We start from the raw sequence: 18707 nt of genomic DNA, 5'->3' as shown, positions 1-18707 counted from the left end.
CCTATCACTTGGCCTCAGCCCAGTTTTTGCCCATGCTAATATCAATGGAAAGCGGAACACTTAAGGAAACTATATTTTCCATAGCATCCTTAAGGATGGATTTTACTGTTTCAAGCTCGGACTCAACCACTTCCAAAACAAGCTCATCGTGAACCTGAAGGAGTATCCTGCTTTTCAGCTTGGCATCCTTAATCATCTTATGGGCTTTAATCATTGCCAGCTTAATAATATCAGCTGCTGTACCTTGAATAGGCGTATTCATGGCCATTCTTTCCGCCAACATACGCTGCATATAATTAGAGCTGTTAATAGATGAAAGCTCACGTCTACGGCCATAGGCTGTCTGAACATACCCCTTGGCATGGGCATCCTCAACCACCTTATCTATAAAGGTCTTAACGCCCTTACATTTTTCAAAATAGCTATCAATATAGCCTGCCGCTTCCTTACGGGTAATGCCCAAATCCTGCGACAAGCCATAATCACTAATACCATAAACAATACCAAAGTTAACTGCCTTGGCGTGACGACGGAGTGTTGGCGTTACCTCCTCCATAGGAATCCCAAATACCTCCGCTGCTGTACGGGCATGAATATCCTCATTATTTTTAAATGCCTTAATAAAATTCTCATCCTGTGACATGTGGGCCAAAACCCTAAGCTCAATCTGGGAATAATCTGCACTAAGGAGATAATCATACCCAGCACCTGGCTCAAACAGCTGACGGATTTTCTTTCCCTCCTCAGTGCGAACAGGAATATTCTGTAAATTAGGATCCGAGCTGCTAAGTCTGCCAGTGGCGGTAACAGTCTGATTAAAGGATGTGTGAACCCGATTGGTTCCGCTATCAATAAGCTGGCTTATGCCGTCAAGATAGGTAGACTTCAGCTTAGTCCAAAGGCGGTAGCTCAATATCTTCTCAATAACAGGATGCTCACCCCGAAGCTGATTAAGCACCTCGGCATTGGTAGAATAACCGGTCTTTGTTTTTTTAATAACTGGAAGACCTAATTTTTCAAAGAGAACCTCCCCCAGCTGTTTTGGAGAATTCACGTTAAAATCCATGCCAGCCAGCTCACGGATTTCCTTATCAAGGTCAGCTATAGTCTTACCTACAGCAACAGACTGCTCATGAAGATTTTTCCGGTTCACATAAATACCATTCTTCTCCATATCAGCCAATACATCCACCAATGGAAGCTCCATATCATTGTAGAGCTTGTCCAGCTCCTTTTCCTCAAGCTGCTGAAGCATATCTTCACTAATACGTTCCAATGCAAAGGCCTGCCATGACACATTATTATATATGTCGGTCCCCTTTTCAGGAGCAGTAAGGGTAGGAGCAAAGGCTGCTGCCAACTCACTCACATCATATTTTGAGCTAACAGGATTCAGGAGATAGCCAATGAGCTCCATATCGTAAACCGTGCCCACCACTTCAACATTGGCATGATAATAATTTTTTAAGCCATGAATATATTTAACCACTGACTCATCTGAAAACAGCACCTTTAAAATCTTCCATAGCTCGTTTTCTGCGGCATTTTTATCAAAAAACAGAGAATCCTGTCCAAAATCCCCCTTGGTTGAAACATCTACAAAATACCGCTTACCATTTACCGCAACACCAAGTCCAGTCAGGGCTACAGAAGGAACCTTACCACTGAAAACAGCAGCAGCACTTATTCTACCAGCCCGAAGACACTCATCCACCAGCTTCTTGGCTGCAGAAGCATCATTTATCACCTGACACTCAGGGAGCCTTTCTTCAGAAGCAGCTTCCACTGCCACCCCTTCAGAAATAAATGGCTGAATTGCCTTCAGCATAGACTTAATATTGTAACGCGTGTAAAAGCGGGTCAGCTCATTACCATCAGTAGTAATTTTAAAGTCTGTATCATCAAATTCCACTGGAACATCTAAACGTATAGTAGCCAGTTTCTTTGATAAAATGGCCATCTGCTGATTCTCACGAATATTTTCCTGCAACTTCTTGCCCGCAATTTCCTCAATATGAAGAAGAACCTCCTCCACACTTCCATAGGCTGCAAGCAGCTTGGAGGCTGTCTTTGGTCCCACTCCCGGAACTCCCGGAATATTATCGGAGGTATCTCCCATAAGCCCCTTCATATCAATGAGCTGAATAGGATCAAGACCGTCATATTCCTCCTGAAAGGCTGAAACATCATAAACCTTAAGCTCAGAAATGCCCTTCTTGGTGAAAAGCACACTTAAGTCAGGCTTCACAAGCTGGAGAGCATCCCTATCCCCGGTAACAACATAGGCCTCACAGCCATTATCCACAGCCTTGTTGGCCAAAGTGCCAATAATATCATCTGCCTCATAACCAGGCAGCTCCACCAGAGAAATTCCCCATGCTTCAGCCATTTCATGCAATAAAGGAATCTGGCTTAAAAGTTCAGGAGGCGTAGGTTTTCTGGTACCCTTATATTCAGCAAACATCTCATTACGGAAGGTCTTTTTCCCCGCATCAAAGGCTATAACCAAATAATCAGGCTTCCATTCAGTCATAAGCTTTACCAGCATATTGGAAAAGCCATAAATCGCATTGGTAAATTCCCCGGACTTTGATTCCAAAAGTGGCAAAGCATAAAATGCCCTATACAAGAGAGAACTTCCATCTAAAATAAAAAATTTCTTTTTCAAACCGATACCCCCATCTATATGCTTCCGCATATAGGCACAAGAAAGCAGAGATATAATATACCTCTGCTTTGTCAAAACAAACTCACTAAAAATTATTTTTTTACAGGATCTATATTTCTATTAAATACGGCAGTTTCATTAACCTTGGTTCCAGTATCACTATTTGTTACTTCCGCAGTCTTTTTAGGTGGATTAGTTGTATACACCATAGAATTACTGGAGTATTTACCGCCATTTATATTAAAAATAGCCTCTGCTTCATCTGCATTGATATAAAGAACATTCTTAAAGTTATTAATAGTAGCAGTGCCATAGGATGTTCTCACCATTCCGGCAGCATTATCAACGTAAACTGGCATATTCAGAGCCTCAGCCATCTGATAAACCGGCAAATAATAGATGCCATCCTTCTGAACAGCCTTCCATTCTAAAGATTTACCATTAACAGTCAAGTTGAAAGGTTTTGCCACGTATGTAGGCTGGCCATCCTCGGCAGCAATCTTATCTTTTATGGCATCATCACTTTCAAAGCATTCCACACCATAACCATGAAGCCATTCATTGATCTGTTCAACAGAAAGTGGCTGACAGTCATAGGCATCTGGGTAAATGTAGTACACCACTGTGCCGTCATTTGATTTTTCCATAACACAGCGATTGTAGAAAACCTCCACAGGAGTGCCTACCTCAACCCGTTCATACAGGTCCTCCACATCATCCTCCAGCATACGGATACACCCCTTGGAGGCGTAGGTACCAATACTGGAAGGGTTATTTGTACCATGAATACCATAATAACCATTAAATCCAATCCAACGATACCCCAGTGGATTAGATGGACCGGAAGTAACCACATTGCTACGGTCAGCAGGATCAACCCAAATAGGATTAACCTCTTTCTCGTTAACTTTATAATAGCCAACAGGAGAACGATTGGTATATCGGCCACAAGCTATAGGATACAGCTTGGTTTTAACGCCCTTCTCAAATAAATAAAGCCCACGATTGGCCAAATTAATCATAATTTTCGTGCCGTCATTAACCTTGGGTATCAATTCCTCTTCATGAAGCTCAACCTGTGCACTAGCCACAGCTGCTGCCTGTTCCCTTGTAACATCGGCCATATTAATATCTATTCCCTCTGGTTCAGCTGCCCAAGCTGTACCAAATGTAAACATTGTTGCTGCACATATCATGCCAGCCAATGTTTTCATTCTAAATGCCATTATATTCATCCCCCGGATAAAATAAATTCCATCTCTAAGTTTATCATGGTGACTTATTTTTTTCAATGTAAAAAACATAAGAAAAAGCCCTTCTCAGATGCTTACTGAAAAGGGCTAAGACAATTTTAGTTATTTTTCATTTGCTCAATACGCTTCTTCTTTTTACGCTTCCAACGGCCATGTTCAATCCTATAAACTACCATAGGAATTATCAAGCTGATAGCACCAAGATAAATCGTCTCCCGAAGCTCCGGCTCCGATGCCACTATAATAATGCAGATAACCTGAGCCCAAATGCCGAAATGTGTGACAAAGGGGAAGAATGGCGTCTTGTAGCGAAGTCTTTCCACAGAATTTCTTGCCTCACAATGCTTACGGAAATTGTACTGGCTCCAACAAATGGAAATCCAGGCAATAGCTCCGGTGAAACCAGACAAGGAAAGGAGATATGTATATGCCATGTCACTGGTATCAAAGCTATAAAGCAATATAATCAGCCAGCAGGTGGCAATGGTAACCACAACAGAATTCTGAGGCATCCCATTTCTATTTAAAGTTGACAGCTTTTTAGGAGCCATGCCAATCTTTGACAATGAATAAAGAGCACGACTGGTACCATAAAGGCCAGAATTTGTACAAGACAAGGCCGCTGTCAGTACAACAAAGCTGAAGAAGGCTGCAAACTTATCCAAGCCATATTCAGACAACGCAACTGCAAATACGCTTTCCTCCAGACTCGCCTTATCCCAAGGCAAAATAGATATCAAAACGGAAATTGGGATAATATAAAGAGCAATAATGCGCCATGTTACATTACGTACTGCCAAAGGAATACTCTCCTCTGGCTTTTCGCATTCACCAGCTGCCAGACCGATGATTTCAGTTCCCTGAAAATTTACTAAAATAATGGTCATGGTTACAATAATAGCCCAATAACCATTTGGGGTAAAACCACCACTGCCTAGCAGCAATGTAGTTCCAAGATAACCCTGATCACCGATTAAGCCAAGTATTATTAGGACACCCACCACAACGAAAGCCATCAAGGCAACAATTTTTATAATTGCCAGCCAAAACTCGCTTTCGCCAAATTTATCCACTTGAAACAGATTAACTAAAGTGACTAGCAGACAAAATAGAACAGCCCACCAAAGCTGACTGACCGCTGGCACGAAATTATTCATTATTATGCCGGCGGCTATCATTTCTGACGGGACATAGGAAACCCATGTGACCCAATATGTCCAGCCTACACCACACGCCCATGTTGGATTAATATACTTTCTGGCATAAGTTACAAAAGAGCCCGCTATGGGTTCAGCTACCGCCAATTCTGCCAGACAAAGCATGACACATAGTACAATGGCTCCTCCCAACAAGTAGGAAACTATTGCAGCCGGTCCTGCTTTTTCCAGAATATAGCCGGTACCAAGGAAATATCCGCTGCCAATTACACCACCTAAGGAAATAAGCTGCAAATGGCGATTCTTCAATCCCCTTTTCATTCCTTTATCTTCCATTGCCTCACTAACACAACCTTTCATTCATCGATATGCACATCATGCAAATATCCTGTTAAATATACCACGTTTATGACCACAATACTATAAAAATTATTTTTTATCTAACAAATCCTCTTTAGCACTATCATCATTGCTGTCATCATATTCATCAGAATCCTCTTTTGAGTTATTATGCTTTTTGTTGTACATAATCATGGCAACCACTGCTACAGCAATCCCCATCATACTTGTTACAGCAGATACATTTTCCGGTGCAAATTCGGATATAAGCCAGAAAACCAGCACCGCTACCAGACAAAATTTTAGGATATTCATAATCATTAGTCCTTTCAGAGAATACTTTACCATTCATATTGTAACACTAAAATGTATACTTTGCAGTTTTTAATCTTATTTTAATCTTTGTTTCATATTCATTTAATTTTTTAATAGTAATATTAATGTACATCATAGGGGAGTGATTTTTTTCCTATGAAGGTTAATCAAGGTTAATGTAACAGACAAACCTCTCCAATTGCTTGTTACACAAAAGTGACCTTGATGTAGATCCCATTATCATTCCTTCTCCGTGCGAAGCCCCTCATCTCCAAGGGGCTTCTTTTATTTTACCTTTTTTCATCATCAATCCTTATTTTTTGCAATTTTATATATTATATATTAGAATTGTATGATGAATTATTGATTTGTAAGGAGTTATCTATGAATAATGAAACCCAACAGCTGGATGATGCTGTAAATAAACTAAACATCGTTCCCGGTACCCGACATTTCTTCTGGGTTCTGTTTAAATCCACCTTTCTGATCAGCGCCTTCACTGTAGGCGGTGGCATGGTAATTATACCACTTCTAAAGAAAAAATATGTGGACGAATATGGCTGGATTAACGACAAGGACACCTTGGATATTACTGCCATCGCCCAGTCACTTCCCGGCGTAATGGCTGTTAATGCCTCCATCATGCTGGGATATAAAATGGCAGGTTTTATGGGAACCTTGGTAACCATACTGGCTACTGTGCTGCCTCCTCTTATTACCATTACAATTATCGCATTCTTTTACGATCTCTTTGCCCACAACTACTATGTACAAATGATTTTAAAGGGTATGCAATGTGGTGCCACTGCTGTCATTATTGATGTGGGACTTAATCTGGTATACAAGCTGTTCAAGAAGAAGCTACTGCTTCCAATACTGATTGCTGCTGGAACATTTATAGCCTCTCTCTGTTTCAATGTAAATCCAATGTACTGTGTCCTGGTGGATGCAATCATTGGACTTATGCTGTTGAGAGACCCTAAATATAATTAAGAGGAGACCGTATAATGAATATATTACTTCTTTTATATTGGGAATTTTGTAAAATTGGCCTTTTCTGCGTTGGTGGTGGCTATGCCTCTCTCCCTTGGATTCAGGCTGCAGTAGTGGATAATTATCACTGGATTACCATGACAGAATTTATTGATATTTTCACCATTTCACAAATGACACCAGGACCTATTGGCATTAATGCAGCTACCTTTGTAGGAACCAAAATTGCGGGAACACCGGGAGCTATTGTGGCAACCCTTGGCTTTGTAACGCCTTCCCTGATTTTATGTCTTTTAATAACCTATCTGATGAAAAAATATGGTGAGCTCAGTGCAATAAAGGGAACCTTAAACGGCCTTCGTCCCGCTGTGGTTGCCCTTATCTGTACTGCAGGCCTTAGCTTTATATGGCTTTCCGTATGGAACACAGAAAGCGTTCCTACAAATTTTGCCGACTTTGATATTAAAGGTATCATTATTTTATTAATTGCCATGATCGCCGTAAAAAAGAAGGTCAGCGTTATAACTCTGCTATTTGGTAGTGGAGTTGCAGGCTTAGTTCTGGGATTACTAATGTAAAAATTAGGCTACTTAAAAATATAGGCTGGTGCAAAAAGTGCATCAGCCTATTTTAATTAATCCAGCTTTAAATTATACAGTTTTTTTGACAGCTCAATCATTTTTGGATCATCAGAGCTATTAAGCCAGGTAATTGTTCCCGGCTTCATGGAAGTATTAATCATATTTCTGGAATACAGCCTTCTTCTTAATTGTCTGGCTGTGCCAGCAGCGCCATCAAATATCTTCACTTTATTATCAAAAAGCTCACTAATTACCTTTCGAACAAAAGGATAATGGGTACAGCCAAGGACTATCCCATCAATTTTCTTGCCCTCCAGCTTGCTGAAATAACCCATAAGGAATTCTCTCAGCTCAGGGGAATCAAGCTCACCACGTTCCACAAACTCAGGAAGTCCAGGCAGTGGCATTTTTATAATCTCAGCTCTGTCCTTCCATGTTTCCATTAATGTGGCAAACTTCTGCTCCCTGAGAGTAGCTTCTGTAGCCAATACCAGCACTGTGCCTCCGGGACAGTTTATTACAGCAGGCTTTAATGCTGGCTCTATGGCAATAATTGGAAGCTGAGGATATTTTTCCCGAAGTCGCTTTCCAGCAGCACTGCTGGCTGTATTACAAGCTATAACAACAGCCTTTACGCCTCTATCCAGCATTTTATCTACCACGTCTGACGTAAGCTCATATATTTCCTGGGTACTTCTGCTGCCGTATGGGGCATTTTTGGAATCTCCGTAAAATATATAGTTTTCATTAGGCATGAGCTTGGTTATTTCCCTCAGAACGCTAATTCCACCCATACCCGAATCCATAATTCCTATAGGAGTTTCGGAATTCATTTTATCAAGAACCTTTCCCACTAATGGTATATTTCAATATAATTTAATATTATACACCTATAAGCCTCCTTGATAAAGGCACGACTATTGATTTACAGAGTTTTCTTGTATAAAATATGAATGGTGAATTGTTTATGAATATTCGTGATGATTTTCTACTTTATAAAAATGACAACATAAACCAAAATGTAAAGCTGTCTGCCAAAAGTAAGCGTAGAATGAGGAAATCCAAAGCTGATAATACCCTAAAATCCTATTCAGCTGACTGGAATGACTTTACTGACTGGTGCGAGGCCCATGAGGTGCCACCTCTACCTTGCACAGCTGAAACCATAGTAAACTATATCAATGATTTGGCAGACCATGCCCATGCCAATACGGTTTCCAGGCGTATTACCGCCATTTCTGAAAACCATATTGCAGCCGGCTTTTATGACAACAATCCAGCCAAGGATGGTATGGTTCGCAATGCCATGCAGGCCATTCGCCGTGAAAAGGGTACCTTCCAACACGGCAAGGCCCCGATACTGATGGAAACCATGTCCCTTTTGGCTGATCTTTTTGATGCAGGCGATTTGGTGTCCATTCGGGATAAGGCGTTACTTTTTCTTGGCTTTGCAGGAGCCTTCAGACGTTCTGAGCTGGTAGCTATACAGCTTAGGGATATCACCTTTTCCCCACAGGGTATGGTTATTTTTATTCCTCAGTCAAAGGGGGACCAGCTGGGACACGGAAGTCAGATTGCCATTCCCTACGCCCCTGATCCACACACCTGTGCCGTAATCGCTGTACAAGATTGGATTGAAGCAGCAAACATAAAGGATGGTCCACTTTTCAGAGGCTTTAAGCGAAACCTTGATCCACGGGAAACGCAGCTTTCCGACAAATCAGTGGCAATTATCGTAAAAAAATACATGGGCATGCTGGGAATGAACCCTGAGGATTTTGCTGGTCATAGCCTACGTCGTGGCTTTGCCACCTCTGCTGCCCAGCATGACCTTGATGCACTCTCCATTATGAGGCAAACCAGGCATAAGTCTGAAAAAATGGTTCACCGATACATTGAGCAAGGAAATCTCTTTAAGGAAAACCCTCTTAATCGTATGTTTGGACCTACACATAGAAAGGATTAATATTTAAATGTCTAAATCACCAAGTAAATTCTTTATGGGAATTGGTATTATGTTAATTTTGTTAGGTGGCTTTGGCTGGGGGTTCACCTATGTTTTTGACCATCGCCCTGCGGATAATCTTTCCGGCTATTGCGATATAGACTTCCAGACAGGTGTGGATATTAACGGAAAGGTTAACACCGCCACCCTCACCATTCAGGACTATCGTTATTCCAGTGCCAATCTGCTGGCCGCCATGACCATGATCTGCGATGACGATACCTACACCATGGAAGCAGCTGTTCGCCAAACTCCCCCAAGCTATTCTGTGGCATTCTATAACGACAAAACCACTTTAAAAAATACCAACAAGCTCTTTGTGGAATTTCCTCCTGAAGCCTTCGACTCCATGCGCAGGGCTGAAGTAATCACCATACAATTTGCTTATGACAATGGTGATAAGATTTCGCTACCACTTAGCGAGCCGGATATGGAATACTGGAAGGATCACCTGAAGGATCAGCGAAAATAATTTAATTATTTTGTATACATGAACAACTTGTCAAAGTTTGATAGACAAGTTGTTTTTTTTGTGTTAAAGTCTTATAGGGTTTTTTTGAACCCACTTTTGCTTATTTACTTAAAGGAGTGTTTTTATTAATGAGTGAGAATCGAGTAATTCAGGTCCATGAGAGGCCACCTATTACAAAAACTATTCCGCTATCTTTACAGCATTTATTTGCTATGTTTGGTTCTACTGTGTTAGTACCAATTCTGTTCAATGTAAATCCTGCAACTGTACTGCTGTTTAACGGTATCGGTACATTGCTTTACTTGATTATATGTAAGGGAAAGATTCCGGCATATCTGGGTTCCAGCTTTGCCTTCATTTCCCCTGTATTTGCAGTATTATCCCAGTTCAACTATGAGGCTGCCCTTGGTGGTTTCATTGCCGTAGGTCTTGTTTTCGTTATTGTGGGCTTAATTGTAAAAGCCGTAGGTACCTCCTGGATAGACTTCATCTTCCCGCCAGCTGCTATGGGCGCCATTGTGGCCGTTATCGGTCTGGAGCTTATGCCAACTGCGGCTAAGATGGCTGGTCTCACCGAGGCAGAGCCTGATATGAACAACATTATCGTGGCTGTAGCAACTCTGGCCATTACACTTTTCTCCCAGATTGTGTTCCGTGGCTTTTTGGGTATTATTCCAATTCTTATTGGTATAATCTGTGGCTACATCATTTCACTGGGCTTTGGCATTGTTGACCTCAGCGGTATTGAAAAGGCACCATGGTTTGCCCTGCCTACCTTCTATACCCCAGAATTCAATCTTACTGCTATTACCATTATTCTTCCGGCTGCTCTGGTTGTTATCGCCGAGCATGTGGGCCATCTTTTCGTAACCAGTAACATTGTAGGCTCTGACCTCACCAAGGATCCTGGACTTGACCGCTCCATCATCGGTAACGGTATCTCCACCATCCTGTCAGGTTTCTTCGGCTCCACCCCTAATACTACCTATGGCGAGAACATCGGTGTATTGGCGATTTCCAAGGTATTCTCCACCTGGGTTATTGGTGGCGCAGCAATCTTTGCTATTATTTTGTCCTGCTTCGGCAAACTGGCCGCTGCAATTCAGAGTATTCCTGTGCCAGTAATGGGCGGTGTTTCCATGCTGCTCTTCGGCGTAATTGCCGCTTCCGGTATCCGTGTTCTGGTAGATGCCAAAATTGACTACAATCAGCCAATTAATTTGATGCTTACTGCTATTGTTCTCGGTATCGGCGTATCTACCGCCAGCATCACCATTGGCTCCACTACCTTGGCCGGTATGTCCCTGGCAACTGTAGTAGCCATTATTCTCAGCATCTGCTTCAATATAATCAAGAAGCTCCGCGGTGAGAACTAAAATGAACATCACTTACGAAGTTAAGGATAATGAAGCCCTGACCCCTGTTTCGGTCAGGGCTTTTCTTAGAAGCAGCTGTGGTGTTTCCCATGGTCTTTGGCGGCGTCTGAAATGGAACGGAACCATTTTAGTTAACGGTGAAAAAGTAAAAGCCACCATGGCAACTGTAAAGGCCGGAGATAAAATCACCTGCATATTGGAGGAAGAATCCTCCATTGTTCCCACAAAGATGCCTTTGGACATTCGCTATGAGGATGATTACCTTATCATTTTAAATAAACCAAATGGTATTCTGGTACATCCCACTGGCGGTGACCATGATAATACTCTGGGAAATGGCTTAAAATATTATTATCAGCTGACAGGACAGGATATTGATTTTCATCCTGTACATAGGCTGGACCGAAATACCACAGGGCTTGTTGTGGTGGCCAAGCTGCCCCAGCTTCAAAGTGCCCTTACCCAGCCGGGCTCCCGTATAAAGGGAAATATGCAAAAGCATAATATTACCCAAAAGTTCTTTCACAGAAGCTATTTTGCCCTTATAAACGGCATACTGCCTCAAAGAGAGGGAATCATCGATTTACCCATTGCCCGTCATCCAGACAGCATTATACAGCGGATATGCTCTCCAGATGGTCAATATGCAGAAACCCATTATGAAACTGTGGCAGTTAATAATGGCAAATCACTTATTAAACTGGAGCTGAAAACCGGGCGGACACATCAGATAAGGGTTCATCTTGCCTCCATTGGTTATCCTCTTTTGGGAGATGATCTTTATGGCGGTAATCATGACGTAATCAACCGTCAGGCCCTCCACGCCTATCATCTGGAGGTATTTAATCCACTAAACGGAGAAACTGTTTCTGTTTATTCAGATATACCCCAGGATATGATTCAGGCCTTTTACAAATAAACTCCATCGAATAAATACCCAAACATAATAAAGCTTTTAAGCAATAAAAGCCTTCATGCACTAAAAAAGGACCAGCCCCACAGGCCGGTCCTAAATTTTTTAGTAAAATATTAACCTATTAAACGTCAATTGCCTTGCCATCAGAACCAAGAACATTTCTGATCTTATGAGCAACGATATCCTGAATATTCTGACGAGCTGGCTTCAAATACTGACGTGGATCAAAATGCTCTGGGTACTTGGCCATGTGCTCACGAATACCAGCAGTCAAAGCAAGACGCATATCAGAATCGATATTAATCTTGCAAACAGCACTACGGGCAGCCTTACGGAGCTGATCCTCAGGAATACCAATAGCATCCTTCAGATTACCACCATAGTGATTAATAATCTCTACATACTTAGGCACAACGGAGGAAGCACCATGAAGCACGATAGGGAAACCTGGCAGACGCTGGGAAATTTCCTCTAAAATATCAAAACGCAGCTCTGGTGGAACAAGCACACCCTGCTCGTTTCTAGTGCACTGCTCTGGTCTAAACTTGAACGCGCCATGACTGGTACCGATAGCGATAGCCAAGGAATCTACACCTGTACGGGATACGAATTCCTCCACATCATCAGGATCAGTATAGGAACCAGTTGTCACATTAACATCATCCTCAATGCCTTCCAACTGACCAAGCTCACCCTCTACCACTACGCCGTGGGCATGAGCATACTCTACAACTTCCTTGGTAATAGCAATATTTGCTTCAAAGGAATGGGCAGAGCCGTCAATCATAACGGATGTGAAGCCACCATCAATACAGGACTTACAGGTCTCAAAATCTGCGCCATGGTCCAAATGAAGGGCAATAGGAACCGTGCTGACCTTCAGGGCAGATTCAACCAGACCGAACAGGTACTCAGCACCAGCATACTTTCTGGCACCAGCAGAAGCCTGCAAAATTACTGGAGACTGAGTTTCTTCAGCAGCAGCTATAATCCCCTGAACAATCTCCATATTGTTTACATTGAAAGCACCAATGGCATAGCCACCCTCGTATGCTCTCTTAAACATCTCTTTGGTATCAACTAATGGCATAAAAAATACCTCCCTCTCTATTTAGATTTCTCTTATTTGGTATTATAGCATACAAGCCCTTTAAATACTAGGTAAATCATCAAACAAATCTACAGATTTGTGGTATTTTTCGCAATAAATACGAAAAAACAATTTTTACTACTTTATTATTTACTGACAATTTTCAATATTTTTCTGAGGAAGGGAATAAATAAATCTGCATGGGTTGGCATTTTTTGACCGTTCCAAAGCAGAAGTAAGATATAAAGCCTTCTTCGCCCTGGTAATCCCCACATAAAACAGTCTTGCCTCCTCATTAAAATAATCCGCATCTATAGCGAATTTACTTGGAAATACACCCTCCTGAAGCCCCGCAAAGAATACCTGCTCAAACTCAAGGCCCTTGGCCTGATGGACTGTTATAATAGGAATCTTTGGGTGTGATGCCAGCATCAGATCGAATTCAGTATTGGAAAGAGATGTCAGATTCAGCAGATTCTTTATACCATCAAGGCAGGACATTTTTTTATCGTCACGCTCCCGCATAAAACGATATAACTGGCGGAGATTTCCCACCTTACTGTTAGACCTGTTAGTGCTATTATTTCGTATATCTTCATTTGTATAGCGTTCCAATATGCCCACTTCCCTGATGACCTTGTTCATCAGATCCTGAGGTCTCATATCATACATATCCCGCTTATATTCATTAATCTTATCTGCGAAGGGAGCAAAAACCTTGGAATATTTGGAAAAGAAACGGCGCCGTTCATCTATACCTTCAACAATATTATTATTTACTGCATATATAAGGATTTCTCCAGTAGCAGATATATCATCAAAAGCATCATGGGTTGACTTATGACTGACTTGAACAAAATCACCTACTGTAGACAGCTTGTGGTTTTCCAGCTTTGGATAAAAACGGCGGAAAATATCCAATGTATCATAATGGGCCTGACACTTCAGACCTTCCAGTCCCAAGCGTTTAAGCTGACTTGCCAAAATAGTCAGGTCATAGCCCACATTGTGTCCCACAATAACGCTATCCTTGGCAAAATCCAAAAATGCCTGAAGTCCCTTTTTAGGATCCGCGCCCTCCCGCTGCAGCTGTTCATCAGTAATATGATGGGTGTTGACGGACTGTCCCACGGACTTAGTTGCTTTTAAGAATAGATTTAGCTTATCCAGCACCTTTCCAGTTCTGTCAATCCTAATAGCCGCAATCTGAATAATTTCATCCCTGGAAGTATCAAGGCCGGTGGATTCCACATCAAATACCACCACATTGCTCCTTTCCAGCTCACGGCGCAGCATTTCAAAGGGTTCATCATATTTAAGAGTAGAAGGATGAACCATATCACTGGGGCGAATCCCTAAAGCCACCGCCTCCTCCGACTGTAGCTTGTCGATGGTTCTGGCACCGATACCCTTGGCGTATTCCTTGGCTACACGACAAATACTGGTATCATCCCATTCATTAATCAGCATATTAAATACAGCCAAAACATCCTTTATTTCCTGCCTGCGAAAGAAATGAAACTCATCCACCAGCATAAATTCAAGGGGAAAATCATCAAATACTCCCTTTTGAAGCATCTGATTTCTATGTCTTGTTTCCATTATCTTTCTGAAGCAATTTGACAGCCGCTTATTATACACATTGGAACGGGTCAAAATACATACCTTGGACAAATCCTGGGGCTTTAGACGCTGAAGGGTGTTATAAATCCAGTCAGCCTCAATATATGTATCCCTAAAGGTGGCATGAACTATTTTCTCCCCTTCATTATCACTCATTGCCAAAGCGTCATCGGGGAAAAAGTTCGTAACCTTATCGGGAAAACGCTTTTTCAAATACTGATATGAGCTATCCAAAAGTATTCTTGTGGAGCGATAATTTTTGTTAAACACAATAAGCCGGGGCTGATACTCGCCATAAAACTTATCGAATATCAGATCCGGCTGAGATCCACGCCACTCATATATAGTCTGGAAGAAGTCACCGCACATGATGACATTATTCTGTCCGAATAAACGCTCCAATACGCTGTACTCCAAGCGGGAAGTATCCTGCACCTCATCAATGCACCAATACTTAAAGTAGGAGCTCCATGCCCTTTGTACTTCAGGATTTTTCAGAAGCTCATAGGCAATATTGATAAGATCGCAAAAATCCATGCCATGGGCCATTCTAAGGGCATTATCATAAGCACAAGCCAGCATACCGCCCCTATTCTGGAATTCCATAATAAGGGCGGTGCATGATTTCCAATTAACACGGCTGGCATCCGAAAATCTTTGTCCGTTTTCCATCAGCAGACGGTCAATAACCCGCTGATAGTCTTCACTGGGCTCATCACTAAAGTAGTCATACTCTCCCCGATACTCCTTCACCAGGGCGATAATCTTCTGTATAGCCCCGGCCCATCCAGTTTGAGCAGCCATATCCGCCATTTCCGGCACGTTTTTGATAATTTCAAGACAGTCCTCCTCATCATAAATAATAGAATCTGCTGAAATACCTATGTCCCTATACTTTGACTCCTGACGGATAATTTCATAACAAAACCCATGGAAGGTCTTGATGGTAACATCATTGGCAGCTTCCCCCACCACATCCATTACCCGTGCCTTCATTTCGCTGCAGGCTTTGTTGGTAAAGGTAAGACAGGCTATTTCTTTTCCCTCAGCCTTCTTTTCTTCTATTATATGGGCAATTCTATAAGCCAGTGTATTAGTTTTTCCAGTGCCTGCCGAAGCAATCAGAAGAATGTTGTTCTCCAGTTCGTTGACCACCTCAAGCTGCTTTTCATTAAGCTGTTCCCGTTGTTTTTCACTTTCCTGCTCTGGCAAAGCTAAAACCTCCAATATAAAATCCTTATTTATATTTAATCACAAACACAAAAGAAAAACAAATGTATGTTTTAAATAAAAAAAGCGACTGAATTTCTGTATCAGTCGCTTAAGGATTTATGATATTTAATTATCTGCTGGCGATAGCCCGACAATGAAGCACTGTACCGGATACTGCATCAACGTGCACCATATAATCTACCTTGTTGGAACTACAAATTACATTATAAATTGGATGGAATTCCACCTGTGCAGGGGTAGACTGGGTATTTGAGTCCTGGGTATTTGCGTCCTGAGCATTCGCATTATTTGCCATCATTCCATAGCCAGGCCCTCTACCAGGCCCAAACTGCTGACCGCCCTGATTTCCATTCATAGGACCCCCCTGGTAACCGGCACCGTAATGACGCCCACCATGATGTGGACCACGATGATACCCATTACCGCCATATCCATAACAATCATTATTATCATTGTCATCACGATTCCAATATGGTCCATGGTCGTTTATATCATGATTAGGGCCATAGCATCTGTCGTTATAAACGCCCTGGCTACCATCAAAATTTCTACCACGGGCCATGAAGTGACCGCCAGGACCGTCACAGAGTATGATTTCCCTCCAGGAAATGCTGGACTCATCTACCCCCATAGCTTCAGCCGCTGCAGCCTTTACACGAGCTTCATCTATTACTTCCACATTATTGGCAGCTAATTTCGTCTCCACGATTTTGCTGTTGGCCTGTGCAACATTATGGAATTGATTGATTTTCTGCTGATGGCCGTACCAGCCAAGTCCACCTAATGCCACAACACATACAACCAACGCAGCCCCTGCCTTCTTCATGGTTTTTTTAGAAATAATTTTGTTATCCATAGTAAATTCCTCCTTGAATTTATCATCTTGTATTTTATGTATCCTTATTGGGTACACCTGAAGTATAAATCCTAAATCTAAACAAAATATAAACAGTACTTTAATATTTTCACAAATACGGATTTTTACTTGTTTATATTTTTGTTAGAATTAAAGCGTATACTATTATTGAAATTAAATACTATTAAGTATAAAGAGGGTGTTTCCATGCGATTACGGGATATTTCCGTGAGAAAGCGTTTACTTATAACTAATTTTATGATGGTGTTTATTCCGTTCTGCGTACTAGTTATTATCAGCAGCAGTCTTATGTTGGGGATGAAGCTGATAAACGGCTCCAACCAGGACAAGATAAATTCTATGTGGCCCGAAAAGGGTCCGGCTCCTTCCATACAGTTTGCCATCAGCTCTATTAAGGTAAAGCTGGAGAACAGCAATGATCCTATGCCCGGTCCAGGTATGGGAAGACACCATCATGGTCGTGGTATGCGCAATGGCATGAATCAAGGTCCCGGACTCAATATGCCCTTTGACACAAATATAGAAAAAGAACTTCACGATTTAGAGCAGCTGGGAATACAAAGTGTATTGACCCAGGACAATAATATAACCTATATATCCCCTGAGGCTGACTCACAGGAAATAATACAAAAGGTAGCCTCACGCAGTAATGGAAGCTCCATTATGCTCTGGGACGATGATATATTTTTATTTAAATATCAGTCCTCTGACCAACGTACCCAAATCTATTCTTATGGAAAGGCACCGCTTATTACGCCGGATGCTCCTCCAAAGCCCAACCCCCTTCTATACTGGGATGATATTATTACTGTAATTATCATTGTAGCTATCATAACCATTATCCTGCTGGGACTATATTTTTCCCGACTGCTGTCTCGACAAATTCTGGAGCCGCTGTCCGCTCTCCGTAAGGCCTCAGCAGAAATCCGTCAGGGGAATCTTGATACACCTATAGATATCCAAACCCAGGATGAATTTGGTGATGCCTGCCGCGACTTTGAGGCCATGCGTCTGGAGCTGAAGGCAGCTCGTGAACAGCAGGAAAAATACGAGGAAAACCGCAAGGAACTCATAGCCGGCATTTCCCACGACCTGTCCACTCCTCTTACATCCATGAAGGGCTATGCCAGCGGCATTCTTGATGGCATTGCCAAAACTCCTGAAAAGCAACGCCACTATGTGGAAATGATACTCCAAGGGGCCACCACCATGGAAAAGCTGGTGGAAAGCCTGTTTTTGTTCTCCAAGCTGGATTTGGGTCGGATACCCTTTAATTTTGAAAATGTTCCCCTTAAGTATTATTTTACCGATTTTTACAATGAGCAAAAGCCTCTTCTGGCTGAAAAAAACATCAATCTCTCCATGGAAATGAATTTATCAAATGAAGACGAGGGACTGGTTTCCATTGATAGAATTCAGTTTCAGCGGGTAATTGATAACCTTATCAGCAACAGCAGTAAATATTCCAACAGGGATAATGTAGATATTAACATTCGCCTTGAAGCCCTCAATGACAGCGTTCGTATTACCTTTGCCGATAATGGCCCGGGAGTACCAACGGAGGATTTGCCAAAGCTATTTGACAGCTTCTATCGCACCGATCAGGCCCGCAGCAATGTAGCCAAGGGAAGTGGCCTTGGACTGGCCATTACCAAACGAATCATTGACGGTATGAATGGAAAAATATGGGCTGAAAACAGGCCAGCTGGAGGTTTGACCATTATAATACAGCTGCCCCAAATAACGCCTTCCTCTTAAAAGGCCAGTGACAGCCATGATGCTAACGGATAAAATATATTTTTTACGAGG

The 18707-nt window shown here is 42.0% G+C and carries 15 protein-coding genes; 7 read left to right on the top strand and 8 right to left on the bottom strand.

Annotated elements, in window-relative coordinates:
• Positions 1 to 4 precede the first annotated feature (4 nt).
• The 4 genes from polA to T355_RS0107075 all read right to left on the bottom strand — a co-directional run bounded on the left by polA (position 5) and on the right by T355_RS0107075 (position 5732).
• Complete coding sequence (polA, locus tag T355_RS0107090) at positions 5 to 2698, bottom strand: DNA polymerase I (RefSeq protein WP_051555458.1); 2694 nt, start codon at positions 2696 to 2698, stop codon at positions 5 to 7.
• Positions 2699 to 2760: 62 nt separating this feature from the next.
• Complete coding sequence (locus T355_RS13865; protein ID WP_197019565.1) at positions 2761 to 3894, bottom strand: L,D-transpeptidase; 1134 nt, start codon at positions 3892 to 3894, stop codon at positions 2761 to 2763.
• Positions 3895 to 4019: 125 nt separating this feature from the next.
• Entirely contained in the window at positions 4020 to 5399 is a 1380-nt protein-coding gene (locus T355_RS0107080; RefSeq protein ID WP_027397153.1) for an amino acid permease, read from the bottom strand.
• 108 nt (positions 5400 to 5507) lie between these two features.
• Positions 5508 to 5732, bottom strand: a complete 225-nt coding sequence (locus T355_RS0107075) for a hypothetical protein (RefSeq protein WP_027397152.1) — start codon at positions 5730 to 5732, stop codon at positions 5508 to 5510.
• Positions 5733 to 6116: 384 nt separating this feature from the next.
• Between T355_RS0107075 and T355_RS0107070 the strand changes: the two genes are divergently transcribed.
• Both T355_RS0107070 and T355_RS0107065 read left to right on the top strand, forming a co-directional pair.
• Complete coding sequence (locus T355_RS0107070; protein WP_081777635.1) at positions 6117 to 6725, top strand: chromate transporter; 609 nt, start codon at positions 6117 to 6119, stop codon at positions 6723 to 6725.
• A 14-nt stretch (positions 6726 to 6739) separates the two neighbouring features.
• Positions 6740 to 7303: a chromate transporter gene (locus T355_RS0107065; protein ID WP_027397150.1), complete on the top strand. Its 564-nt coding sequence runs from the start codon at positions 6740 to 6742 to the stop codon at positions 7301 to 7303.
• Positions 7304 to 7359: 56 nt separating this feature from the next.
• On the opposite strand, the gene murI is transcribed toward T355_RS0107065, so the two are convergent.
• Positions 7360 to 8139: a glutamate racemase gene (murI, locus tag T355_RS0107060; protein WP_027397149.1), complete on the bottom strand. Its 780-nt coding sequence runs from the start codon at positions 8137 to 8139 to the stop codon at positions 7360 to 7362.
• 134 nt (positions 8140 to 8273) lie between these two features.
• On the opposite strand from murI, the gene T355_RS0107055 reads away from it, so the two are divergent.
• The 4 genes from T355_RS0107055 (at position 8274) to T355_RS0107040 (ending at position 12078) form a co-directional block, all read left to right on the top strand.
• The gene (locus T355_RS0107055) at positions 8274 to 9272 is read left to right on the top strand and encodes a site-specific integrase (protein WP_027397148.1); all 999 of its coding nucleotides are present in this window, start codon (positions 8274 to 8276) and stop codon (positions 9270 to 9272) included.
• 7 nt (positions 9273 to 9279) lie between these two features.
• Complete coding sequence (locus T355_RS0107050; protein WP_027397147.1) at positions 9280 to 9783, top strand: hypothetical protein; 504 nt, start codon at positions 9280 to 9282, stop codon at positions 9781 to 9783.
• A 128-nt stretch (positions 9784 to 9911) separates the two neighbouring features.
• Complete coding sequence (uraA, locus tag T355_RS0107045) at positions 9912 to 11159, top strand: uracil permease (protein WP_027397146.1); 1248 nt, start codon at positions 9912 to 9914, stop codon at positions 11157 to 11159.
• A gap of 1 nt (position 11160) precedes the next feature.
• Positions 11161 to 12078, top strand: a complete 918-nt coding sequence (locus tag T355_RS0107040) for an RluA family pseudouridine synthase (protein ID WP_037329981.1) — start codon at positions 11161 to 11163, stop codon at positions 12076 to 12078.
• 118 nt (positions 12079 to 12196) lie between these two features.
• Here the strand turns inward: T355_RS0107040 and fba are convergent, their stop codons facing one another.
• The 3 genes from fba to T355_RS0107025 form a co-directional block, all read right to left on the bottom strand.
• Positions 12197 to 13165 carry a class II fructose-1,6-bisphosphate aldolase gene (gene fba / locus T355_RS0107035; RefSeq protein ID WP_027397144.1) on the bottom strand — a complete coding sequence of 323 codons (969 nt, stop codon included), beginning with the start codon at positions 13163 to 13165 and terminating at the stop codon, positions 12197 to 12199.
• Positions 13166 to 13315: 150 nt separating this feature from the next.
• Positions 13316 to 16000 carry a 3'-5' exonuclease gene (locus T355_RS0107030; protein WP_027397143.1) on the bottom strand — a complete coding sequence of 895 codons (2685 nt, stop codon included), beginning with the start codon at positions 15998 to 16000 and terminating at the stop codon, positions 13316 to 13318.
• Positions 16001 to 16130: 130 nt separating this feature from the next.
• On the bottom strand, positions 16131 to 16877 hold the full coding sequence (locus T355_RS0107025) for a hypothetical protein (RefSeq protein ID WP_027397142.1): 747 nt from the start codon (positions 16875 to 16877) through the stop codon (positions 16131 to 16133).
• 207 nt (positions 16878 to 17084) lie between these two features.
• Between T355_RS0107025 and T355_RS0107020 the strand changes: the two genes are divergently transcribed.
• Positions 17085 to 18656 carry a sensor histidine kinase gene (locus T355_RS0107020; protein WP_027397141.1) on the top strand — a complete coding sequence of 524 codons (1572 nt, stop codon included), beginning with the start codon at positions 17085 to 17087 and terminating at the stop codon, positions 18654 to 18656.
• Positions 18657 to 18707 lie beyond the last annotated feature (51 nt).

The sequence above is a fragment of the Anaerovibrio lipolyticus LB2005 genome (genome assembly GCF_000621545.1).
GTDB classification, from domain to species: domain Bacteria; phylum Bacillota; class Negativicutes; order Selenomonadales; family Selenomonadaceae; genus Anaerovibrio; species Anaerovibrio lipolyticus_A.
The sequence above is the reverse complement of the archived record's forward strand: the minus strand, read 5'-3'. Positions and strand labels throughout refer to the sequence as shown.

Coding starts and splice junctions, on each gene's coding strand:
- polA (WP_051555458.1), bottom strand. CDS start 2,698: ATGCGGAAGCATATAGATGGGGGTATCGGTTTGAAAAAGAAATTTTTT.
- T355_RS13865 (WP_197019565.1), bottom strand. CDS start 3,894: ATGGCATTTAGAATGAAAACATTGGCTGGCATGATATGTGCAGCAACA.
- T355_RS0107080 (WP_027397153.1), bottom strand. CDS start 5,399: ATGAAAAGGGGATTGAAGAATCGCCATTTGCAGCTTATTTCCTTAGGT.
- T355_RS0107075 (WP_027397152.1), bottom strand. CDS start 5,732: ATGAATATCCTAAAATTTTGTCTGGTAGCGGTGCTGGTTTTCTGGCTT.
- T355_RS0107070 (WP_081777635.1), top strand. CDS start 6,117: ATGAATAATGAAACCCAACAGCTGGATGATGCTGTAAATAAACTAAAC.
- T355_RS0107065 (WP_027397150.1), top strand. CDS start 6,740: ATGAATATATTACTTCTTTTATATTGGGAATTTTGTAAAATTGGCCTT.
- murI (WP_027397149.1), bottom strand. CDS start 8,139: ATGAATTCCGAAACTCCTATAGGAATTATGGATTCGGGTATGGGTGGA.
- T355_RS0107055 (WP_027397148.1), top strand. CDS start 8,274: ATGAATATTCGTGATGATTTTCTACTTTATAAAAATGACAACATAAAC.
- T355_RS0107050 (WP_027397147.1), top strand. CDS start 9,280: ATGTCTAAATCACCAAGTAAATTCTTTATGGGAATTGGTATTATGTTA.
- uraA (WP_027397146.1), top strand. CDS start 9,912: ATGAGTGAGAATCGAGTAATTCAGGTCCATGAGAGGCCACCTATTACA.
- T355_RS0107040 (WP_037329981.1), top strand. CDS start 11,161: ATGAACATCACTTACGAAGTTAAGGATAATGAAGCCCTGACCCCTGTT.
- fba (WP_027397144.1), bottom strand. CDS start 13,165: ATGCCATTAGTTGATACCAAAGAGATGTTTAAGAGAGCATACGAGGGT.
- T355_RS0107025 (WP_027397142.1), bottom strand. CDS start 16,877: ATGGATAACAAAATTATTTCTAAAAAAACCATGAAGAAGGCAGGGGCT.
- T355_RS0107020 (WP_027397141.1), top strand. CDS start 17,085: ATGCGATTACGGGATATTTCCGTGAGAAAGCGTTTACTTATAACTAAT.